We start from the raw sequence: 9,749 nt of genomic DNA on the forward strand, positions 1-9,749 counted from the left end.
GCGCAGGCCTGCTCGTCACAGACGGCTTGCCCGGCGCAGGCCTGCTCGTCACAGACGGCTTGCCCGGCGCAGGCCTGCTCGTCACAGACGGCTTGCCCGGCGCAGGCCTGCTCGTCACAGACGGCTTGCCCGGCGCAGGCCTGCTCGTCACAGACGGCTTGCCCGGCGCAGGCCTGCTCGTCACAGACGGCTTGCCCGGCGCAGGCCTGCTCGTCACAGACGGCTTGCCCGGCGCAGGCCTGCTCGTCACAGACGGCTTGCCCGGCGCAGGCCTGCTCGTCACAGACGGCTTGCCCGGCGCAGGCCTGCTCGTCACAGACGGCTTGCCCGGCGCAGGCCTGCTCGTCACAGACGGCTTACCCGGCGCAGGCCTGCTCGTCGAAGGTGTGCCGGGGCCCCCGGATCCGCCCGAACCACCGGACCCGCCGCCACCTCCAGAACCGCCGGAGCCACCGGACCCGCCGCCACCTCCAGAACCGCCGGAGCCACCGGAGCCACCGGTGTTTCCGGTGCCGGCCGGGGGCCGGCTGCCCCCGGAAGGGATCGAGGGTGCGGTGCTTGCCCCACCACCGCGCGGCGGGGCGGTCGTATGGACCCCCGTGCTCCCGCTGCGTGGGGGCGAGGCGGCCGGCGGCCCCGTCTTCGCGGGCTGGCGGGTCGTACCCCGCGGCGGGGTGGCCGTGCCGCCCGCGCGATTGGACCCGACGGGTGCGGGAGACACGCCCACCACCCGCCCGGGCGTCTCGGTGCGCCCCCGGCTGGATGAGGCGTCCCGCGGGTAGTTCGGGCCGGCCGGCACGCGGCTGTCCGTCACATTGTCGGTGGGCTGGGCATATGCCTTGTCGTCCTTCGTCGCATCCGACGTCTGGGCGCCCGGCTGCCCGTCGCGCCCAGATGTGGGCGAGGACGAGCCGGACCTGGGCGGGACCAGGAAGAAGCTGTTCGTGGCTGGATCGTGATCACCGCCGTCCCCAGTCCCGATACCCTGGGTCGCGAGTAGCCCGAACGCGACGAGAGCCACCGATCCGGCGCCGGTGACGATCCCCGCTCGGCGGCGATCGGGGATCCATGCCCACTCGGCCCGTCCGCGGACCAGGCCGAGAACTCCTGCAAACACAATCAGCCCGGCGACCGCCAGGCAGAAGTACATCATGGAAACCCCCCGGGCGCAGTCGCCTACCAGGCTAGGGGCGATCCATCGCTATTCGTCGCAAGGGAATTACAACGAGATTCTGCCATCATCCCGCTCGTGACGGGTATCACTGATTGAATCGGTAACACTATCTACCGAAGCAATCCGGTCGAGGATACCTGCGATATCAACCCCGGACGGCAACGTTCCGAAAGCGAGACCCCCGTCACCGGCGACCCGGCTCGCGCAGAAGGCGTCCGCAACCGCGGGCGGGGCATATCGGACCAGCAGCGAACCCTGCATAACGAGCGCCAACCGCTCGACGACGCGACGCGCGACGAACGGATCGGCCGCCGCCCGCGGCAATTCCGCGCGCAGCCGATCCCAGGCCCGATCGAGCCGGGCGTCCGCGCCACGAGCCGCCTCGATCTGCACGGACAGCGCGTCGAGGCCGTCCGGTTCACGGTCGAGTGCCCGCAGCACGTCGAGCGCATTGACGTTGCCCGCGCCCTCCCAGATTCCGTTGAGGGGCGCCTCCCGGTAGAGCCGGGGCATGCCCGACTCCTCCACATAGCCGTTTCCGCCGAAGCATTCGAGGGCCTCCGCGGCCACGCCCGGTGCCCGCTTGCATATCCAGTACTTCGCCACGGCCGTCGCCAGGCGTTTGAACGCCTGCTCACCACGGTCGCCGCGAGCGGCCCGGTCGACGGCTCCCGCGACCCGCAGCACCATAGTGGTCGCCGCCTCGGATTCCAGGGCCAGATCGGCCACCACATTGCGCATCAGTGGGGCGTCGATCAGCCAGGTTCCGAAGGCCCGCCGGTGGCGTACGTGATGCGCGGCCGCCATGACCGCGGCCCGCATCCCGGCCGCGGACCCGAGGCCCGCGTCGAGTCGGGTCATCGCCACCATCTCGATGATGACGCGGACCCCACGTCCCTCCGCGCCGACCAGCCAGGCCACGGTGTCGTCGAACTCGAGTTCGCTGCTGGCATTGCTGCGGTTGCCGAGCTTGTCCTTCAGGCGCTGAATGCGGAATGTGTTCCGGCTCCCGTCCGGGAGCACCCGCGGCACCCAGAAACAGGACAACCCGCCAGGTGCCTGTGCCAGGACCAGAAAGACGTCGTTCATCGGCGCACTCGTGAACCACTTGTGGCCCCGTAGCCGATAGGTGCCGTCGGCGGCCGGCGTCGCCGTCGTCGTGTTCGTCCGAACGTCCGAACCGCCCTGCTTCTCGGTCATGCCCATGCCGGCGAGCAGCCCGGCCTTGCCCTCCGGCGGGCGCAGCCCCGGGTCGTAGACCCGGCTGGTCAGCAACGGTTCGTACCTGGCCGCGAGATCGGGGGCGGCTCGCAGCGCCGGGACCACGGCGTAGGTCATCGACACGGGGCACAGGTGCCCCTGCTCGACGGTGCCCCAGACGAGGATGTTCGCCGCCCGCGCGACGTGCGCGCCGGGACGGGGGTCCGCCCACGGTGCCCCGGTCAACCCCTCCCGCACCGCCACCTCGAGCAGCGCGTGCCAGGACGGGTGGAAGTCGACCTCGTCGACGCGATTGCCGTAACGATCATGTGTGCGCAGTTCGGGCGGGAACCGGTCGGCCTCCTCCGCCCAGCGCCGGGCCTGTTCGGTGCCGGCCAGCCGTCCCAGGCGGCGCAGGGCGTCCAGATGCCAGCCGGCGCCTTCCCGGACCAGCGCTGCCAGCAGTGCCGGATCCGCGGACGCGTCGTGGCCGACCAGGGGCGGCGGCTGATTCGTCACCTCATGTGTCCGGGCGGGAGACGACCGCGGAGCCACCGTGGGTCGCCGCGCCTCGATCGACGAGCTCATCGCCACTCCTCTCGAAACGTGCGACGTGCGACGGTCGTCCCTGCATCGGAAGACCGGCAGCGGGAGACCGGCGGGGGTGGACCGACGGCGGGAGACCCGGCGCCCGGCGTGCCCTCTGGCAGCGGGTCTACCCGGTCCCTGCCGAGCCCACCTGTCCGGCCCGGCCGCGCCTGCCCGGATGGGCTGTGTCGGCCCGATCGGTCGGCGTGAAAACGAGAGCAACATATTGATTCTCGGCGCCCGTCGGCCATCTGGAAAAACACCATCCAGTGTGGATATAACCGCCGCCCGGACAATCCGCAGCCAGTCGCCGCGAGCGCGGCTGTGCATTTGTGACGACCGGCGAGCGATGGATCCGAACCACGTCGGGAACGGGCGCGGACGATCGGCTCGGCCGCCCGGCCTCGTCCTACCCGCGACGCACGGACCAGGGCACCGGCCCACCCGACGCACGGCCGTCGCGGAGTAAGGGCCGCCCACTCCGCAGAGGTCACCGTCAGATCCTGGAGCACGTCGTGATCAGTTGATCATGCTACGCGATGCTCGAATGGGCTAGACCGCCAGGGCACTACGGAGAGTCTCGAGAAACACCGAAAGTAACGTCAGACCCGCCGGGAGGATCGCGAGCGGTGGCAGCGTCACGACAACAATTCGCCGCCAGATCGACACTCTACGTCACCCTCAAACACCCAAAGTCGAGGCTACCAGGAGCCGCGCCACCGAGATTGACGCAAAGTATCGGCGAAACAGCCCTGGGTATCCATCATTCTGCCGACAGGGAATCCGGACCGTCGTACCGGCCCGCGCCGACATCCAACCCATTGCTGCGCGCTGCACACGGGCAGGCCCGGCTGTTACCGGACGCGCGGCGGCCGATGAAACTCGCGGCGCTGATACTCGTATGCTCACCCACAACCGGGAGGAATCGCCGCCCGGAAATCAGAATACGTTTACTCACGGTGAGATCCGTCGAGTCCGGGCAACGTTGTCGGGCGGGGCGCGCAGATGATCAGAGGTGGCCGGATCGGCGGGCGGCGATCACCCCGCCGCGTCATGGCCGCGCTCGCGGCCCGCCGCGAACCGGCCCGCCGACGGCGGTTCCTCCCGCCGCTGGCCATCCTGGTGGCCATCCTGGTGCTCGGCTCCCTGGCTCTGCACATGGGCGCCGACCTGCTGCACCGGGAGGAGGCGTCGAGGCTGGCGGCCCGGGCCGAGATCGTCGAGCAGCTCGCGCGGTGGGAGTCCGACGCCGACGCCCCCGCGGGGCTGTCGGCCGCCGTCGACCGCGTCCCCTTCCAGCCAGCCGACGGCGCCACCAACGCGCGTCTCCTCGCCGGCCTGCAGCTCACGCCGTCGGGCGACGTCACCCGGCTGCTGGCCCTGGTTGACCAGGGCGGCACCGTCACCGCGGCGTACCCGCGGGGCAGCACTGTGGTTCCACGCGACCTCGGCGCCGCCTTGTCGTCGGCATGGGCCGGCACGGGCGCCGTGTCTCCCGTCTTCACCCTCGGCGACGCACCGGTCCGCGCCACCGTGGTCCCGGTCGGGTCACCGCGGCCGTGGGCCGTGCTGGTGTCCGTCTCCGCCCAGGAGATCAACCTTCAGCTCCTGGGCGGCATCGCGACCGTTCTCGGAACCAGCAGCGGCAGCGTGTCGACGATCGACCCGAACGGCGTCCCGATCGCCTCGACCAACCCGGCGCTACCCGGCCGGCGGATCCTGTCGGCCGCGGAGCTACGCCGCTCCCTTGCCCACGGCGACGCCCCGCGGATCTGGCAGTCGTCCGGTCCCGGCGGGACGACGACCCACATCACCGCGTCGCAGCCGGCGACCGGGTATCTGACCTACTTCCAACAACCCACGAACTCCCTGTACGCCGACCTGCGGGCCAGTGGCGACCGGCGCAACCTGACCCTGCTGGCGGTCGCGCTGACCGGCGTGTTGTGCATCGTCTTCCTCGGGCTGCTGCGCGAGGCCGCCGCCCAGCGTTGCCAGGCCGGGCTGCGGGCGCTGTTCGCGGCGGCGCACGACATCGTCCTCGTCACCGACCCGACCGGCCGGCTCACCTTCGTCAGCCCGGCCATCGTTCCCCTGCTGGGCCATCCGGACGAGCCCTGGTTGGGCCGGATGGTGACCGAGCTGGCCCATCCCGACGACGCCACCCGGCTGCTGCGCCTGATCGAGAACCCGACCACGGGATCGCTGCTCGACGTCCGGCTCACTCCGGCCAGCGGCGCCGACCGCTGGTTCGACATCGCCGCCCGCCGGCTGCCGGAGCGGGCCGGCCCCACCGAGGTCCTGATCACCTGCCATGCCGTCGGCGAACGCAAGCGCCAGCTCGACCAGCTCGGTTACCAGGCGGGCCATGACGTGCTGACCGGACTGCTCAACCGGTCGACCTTCGAGGAGGAGCTTGCCGCCACCGCCGCGGCCCCGCGCCCCGCCGGCACGAGCGCGGTCCTGTTCGTCGACCTCGACCGGTTCAAGCAGGTGAACGACTCCTTCGGGCACGCCGCCGGCGACCAGGTGCTGCAGACGGTGGGCGCGCGGATCCGGTCCGCGCTCGGCGCGGCGGATGCGGGCGGTCGCTTCGGTGGCGACGAGTTCGGGATCCTGCTGCGCGACACCGACGAGCCCGCCGCCCGCGCGGTCACCGCCCGGATCATCCGCGCGGTGGGCCAGCCGATCCTCGTCGACGGCTACGTGGTGCGGGTTGACGCCAGTGTCGGGCTCGCTCTGGCGGGCGCCGGACCGGGCCGGCCCGAGCGGCTACTGCGGGCCGCCGATCAGGCGATGTACAGGGCCAAGCAGGCCGGACCGGGGCGGTACGCGGTGGCGATGCCGGGCCGGTCCGGCACGGCGGGGGAAACCGACGCGGTCGATGCCGACGCGGTCGAGTTCACGATCGCCGAGCCGCTCCCGGTCACGTTCCCCGACGGCACCATGGACGGGATCGTCGTTCCCGAGACGATGGGACCGCAGGCCGCCGCGGATCAGGCCTGCGCCGAACCGGCCGGACAGTCCCCCGGGACCAACCCCGGGGAGATCACCGATGGCGCGGTGCCGGCGCCGGCACCGCAGGCCGGGCCGCCGAGCCGGATGGACCGGTGGTGGCTGTCCCGGCAGCAACGGGCCAGCGCCCGCGCCCAGCTTTCCCGAGCCGTCCCGCTGCTGGCCCTGAGCGCCGTGATCCTCACCACCACCATGATCACCCTGGGGATCGAGAACACCAACCGGCGGCGGACCGAGGCCCAGCGGATGGCCGACAGCCATGCCCTCGCCATCCGCCTCGCCGGATTCGCGGCGGACCTGAGCCAGCCCCGACGCCTGATCGACCCGGTCTCCCGGCTGCCCTGGTCGCTGACGGACCCGGCGGCCGACGCCCGGACGCTGGCCATCCTCGCCGCGCCGAGAACGTCGGCAGCGGACACCCCGCTCGCCCTCGTCGACACCGACGGCCGCCCCCGGGCGATCGAGCCCCCGGAGGCGGCGGTGCCGTTCCCCGCGCACAGCCCGATCTGGCGCTCCGCCCGCGACAACGGCCTGACCGTCCCGGTCCTCGACGAGTCCGGCGGGGCCCGGATCTACAGCGTCGTGCCCGTCCGGCGCGCCGGTCATAGCATCGCGTTCCTGGTGCTGGGCCGGACGCTGCACGGGCCGCCGGGCGCGGAGATCGCCCGTGCCCTCGGCCGAGGAGGCGCCGCGACGGCGACCGCCGGCCCGACCCAGAACCTCGGAATGACGATCAGCATCGTCGACGAGCACGGCCGGGCGGCGATATCGAACGACTCCACCGCGGTTGGGCGGATCATCCTCGATCCCGGCGAGCTGCGCACGATCAGGCCGGGCCACAGCAAGCGAGTCACGGCACGCGACAGCCACGGTGGCCCGCGCCTCGCGGTGGCCACCGAGATCCCCAGCAGCCCCTCGCCGGCATACCTCGTGCTGCGCCTCGACTACCGGGGAACGGCGGGGTCGCAGCCCAACCATGCCCTCAGCGATCTGCTGCTCGTCGCGATCGTCGTCGTCACCGTGGCCGGGCTGACGCGGGCGATCCTGCGGCAGGACCAGGCGATCCGGCGCGACGGCGCGCGGCTGCAGACCCTGCTGCACGAGTCGCACGACATCATCATCAACCTCAACCGGGCCGGTTGCCCGACGTTCATCAGCTCCGCGGTCGAGAGCCTGCTGGGGTACCCGGTCCAGACCAGGATCGGGCTGCCGCTGGTCGAGCTCGTCCATCCCGAGGACCGGGCCGGGATGCAGGACTTCCTGGCCGAACGGCACCGCGGAAGCCCGGCGTCGCTGCTGGACATCCGGCTGGGCACGGCCGACGGCGGGTACCGGTGGTTCGACATCGAGGTCGGTGTCTGGCGGCCCGCCTCCGGCCCGGGCTACCTCGACGGCGGCCTCCTGCTGACCTGTCATGAGGTCGGGGAGCGGCGCCAGCTGCAGGAACAGCTGCGGCAACGGGCGACTCGCGACCCACTCACGGGGCTGGCGAACCGGTTGGCACTCACCGAACTGCTTGACTGCCTGGCCCGGCAACAGGCGCCCTTCACGATCCTGCTCGTCGACCTCGACGACTTCAAGCCGGTCAACGACACCTTCGGCCACCAGACGGGCGACGACGTGCTGCGCACCATCGCCGCCCGGCTGACGGAGGTACTGCGGTCGCAGCGCGGCCGAACCCCGAACCGGCCGACCACCGACCGACCGACCGACCACCGACCGACCACCGACCGACCGACGATGCTGCCCGGTGCGGCGGGCTCGTCGCGGGCGCAGCCGCCGGACGGCGCGGTGTTCCGCCTCGGCGGCGACGAGTTCGTCATGGTGCTGCCCGACATCGACGCCGACACCCTGCGGCACACCGCCCAGCGAGTGCGCGAGACCGTCGCGGCCCCGATCCTCTCCGCCGGCCACGCCATCGTCATCGGAGCGACGGTGGGGCTGGCATCCTCGCGCACCGTCGGCGGCGGGGCCGACCCGCGCAATCCCGATCTCGTCGTTCGCCATGCCGACGCGGACATGTACAAGGCGAAGCGGGCCGCACGGGATCGGCGGGCGAGGTTCCCCGCCGCCCGCTGATCCGCGACTGCGCCCATCCGGCCCCCGGCCGCGGCCCGGCTCTGCCACGATGGGCAGGCCCGGCCGCCGGCGACACCGGGCGGCGCGCCGGTGACCAGGTCGCGGGAGGCGCGCGGTGGGACGGGTCGTGGTGGTCGGCTCGACCAACATGGACGTGACGACGCGCGTGGACCGCATCCCCGGGCCGGGCGAGACGGTGACGGGGAGCTCGGTGGCGCTGTCCCCCGGCGGCAAGGGCGCCAACCAGGCGGTGGCGGCCCGCCGGCTGGGCGCCGAGACGGTCATGGTCGGCGCCGTCGGCTCCGACGGTTTCGGCTCGGCGCTGCGTGAGTTCCTGCGCGGCGAGGCGGTCGACGTCGCCCCGCTGGCGGTCGTCGACGGGCCGAGCGGCACGGCCGTGACCATGGTCGACGGTGCCGGTGAGAACGTGATCGTCGTCGTGCCGGGCGCCAACGCCGCCGTCTCGGCACGTGGACTCGATGCGCTGCGGCTGGGCCCGGGCGACGTGGTGCTGCTGCAGAACGAGATCCCGGCGGTGGTGAACGCCGCGGCGCTGCACCGGGCCCGAGCCGCGGGCGCCCGCACGATGCTGAACGCGGCCCCGCACCGGCCCACCGCGGCCGACCTGCTCGCCGCCGCCGACGTGGTCCTGGTCAACGAGCACGAGTTCGCGAGCCTGGTCCCGGCCGCCGTCGGCGTCGGCTCGCTACCCGGCCCGCGGGCCCTGGTCGAGGTGCGCGGGCTGCTCGCCGACGGCGCCGGACCCAACGACAACATCGTCGTCACTCTCGGCGGCGCCGGGGTGTGCGCACGGATCGCCGGGACGGTCGTCACCCTCGCCGCGCGGCACGTCCCGGTCGTCGACACGACCGGGGCCGGCGACTGCTTCTGCGGGGCGTTCGGCGCCGGCATCGCCGCCGGCCTGCCCGCGGCCACCGCCCTGTTCCACGCGAACCTCGCCGCCACCATCGCCGTGCAGCGTGCCGGCGCCGGCATCGCGATGCCGACCCGCGCTGAACTCGACGAACTGTTGACCTCCGGCGGCCCATAAGGACCGACCGACACAGGGGTGACGCTGGTCACATATTATCCGCGGCCACCGCTCCGGTGCTGCCAGCCGGCCCAGCCGCTGCCGAGTGTCGACGGGAGCCTCTGGTGCACGTGCGGTTACCGGTACCGTTGCGGCCAAGGAGATCCGGGCCGGGGGGTGCGGCAGGGGATGCGGCGGCGGAAACTGGTGGGGACATGGACGCTCCGACGGCGCTCGTCGTCGACGACAACGAGATGTTACGCGCGCTACTGAGCCGGATCCTGGACGCGGAGGGGTTCCTGGTGAGCGCCGCGGGCTCCGTCGAGGAGGCGCTGCTGCTGGATGCCGCTGCCCACGACGTGCTGCTCATCGATCTGCGGCTCGGCGGCCGCTCGGGCGCGGATCTCATCGACGAGCTGCGCCGCATCGACCCGGCGGTGACGGCCCGCTGCCTGGTGCTGACCGGCGCCGCGGGGCTGGATCCGGTGCCGACCGGCCTGTCGGTGGTGACCAAGCCGTTCACCGCCGACGAACTGGTCGCCGCGGTTCGCGCGGTCGTCCCGGCGGATCGGGCAGGCAGGGCCGACCAGGGGTGACGACGCAGACCGACGGCGACGAACCGGCGAGCACGACGAAGACCGTTCCGGCCCGGACCCCAGCCTGCCC

The 9,749-nt window shown here is 72.6% G+C and carries 5 protein-coding genes; 4 read left to right on the forward strand and 1 reads right to left on the reverse strand.

All coding sequences use genetic code 11. From position 1 onward, the window contains the following. Nucleotides 1-500: 500 nt before the first annotated feature. Nucleotides 501-782, forward strand: coding sequence for a hypothetical protein (locus NBZ83_RS25535; RefSeq protein ID WP_261575946.1), 282 nt, complete (start codon nucleotides 501-503; stop codon nucleotides 780-782). A 437-nt stretch (nucleotides 783-1,219) separates the two neighbouring features. Here the strand turns inward: NBZ83_RS25535 and NBZ83_RS25540 are convergent, their stop codons facing one another. Next, nucleotides 1,220-2,962, reverse strand: a complete 1,743-nt coding sequence (locus tag NBZ83_RS25540; protein ID WP_261568253.1) for an acyl-CoA dehydrogenase family protein — start codon at nucleotides 2,960-2,962, stop codon at nucleotides 1,220-1,222. Between the two features lie 1,005 nt (nucleotides 2,963-3,967). Between NBZ83_RS25540 and NBZ83_RS25545 the strand changes: the two genes are divergently transcribed. From NBZ83_RS25545 to NBZ83_RS25555, 3 genes are all read left to right on the forward strand, one after another. After that, complete coding sequence (locus tag NBZ83_RS25545; protein ID WP_261575947.1) at nucleotides 3,968-8,053, forward strand: diguanylate cyclase domain-containing protein; 4,086 nt, start codon at nucleotides 3,968-3,970, stop codon at nucleotides 8,051-8,053. A 115-nt stretch (nucleotides 8,054-8,168) separates the two neighbouring features. After that, nucleotides 8,169-9,104, forward strand: a complete 936-nt coding sequence (locus NBZ83_RS25550; RefSeq protein ID WP_261568255.1) for a ribokinase — start codon at nucleotides 8,169-8,171, stop codon at nucleotides 9,102-9,104. A 194-nt stretch (nucleotides 9,105-9,298) separates the two neighbouring features. Beyond that, entirely contained in the window at nucleotides 9,299-9,679 is a 381-nt protein-coding gene (locus NBZ83_RS25555; RefSeq protein ID WP_261568256.1) for a response regulator, read from the forward strand. Nucleotides 9,680-9,749: the final 70 nt, after the last annotated feature.

This window comes from Frankia gtarii (assembly GCF_025403375.1).
Lineage (GTDB): Bacteria > Actinomycetota > Actinomycetes > Frankiales > Frankiaceae > Frankia > Frankia gtarii.

Coding starts and splice junctions, on each gene's coding strand:
- NBZ83_RS25540 (WP_261568253.1), bottom strand. CDS start 2,962: ATGAGCTCGTCGATCGAGGCGCGGCGACCCACGGTGGCTCCGCGGTCG.
- NBZ83_RS25545 (WP_261575947.1), top strand. CDS start 3,968: ATGATCAGAGGTGGCCGGATCGGCGGGCGGCGATCACCCCGCCGCGTC.
- NBZ83_RS25555 (WP_261568256.1), top strand. CDS start 9,299: ATGGACGCTCCGACGGCGCTCGTCGTCGACGACAACGAGATGTTACGC.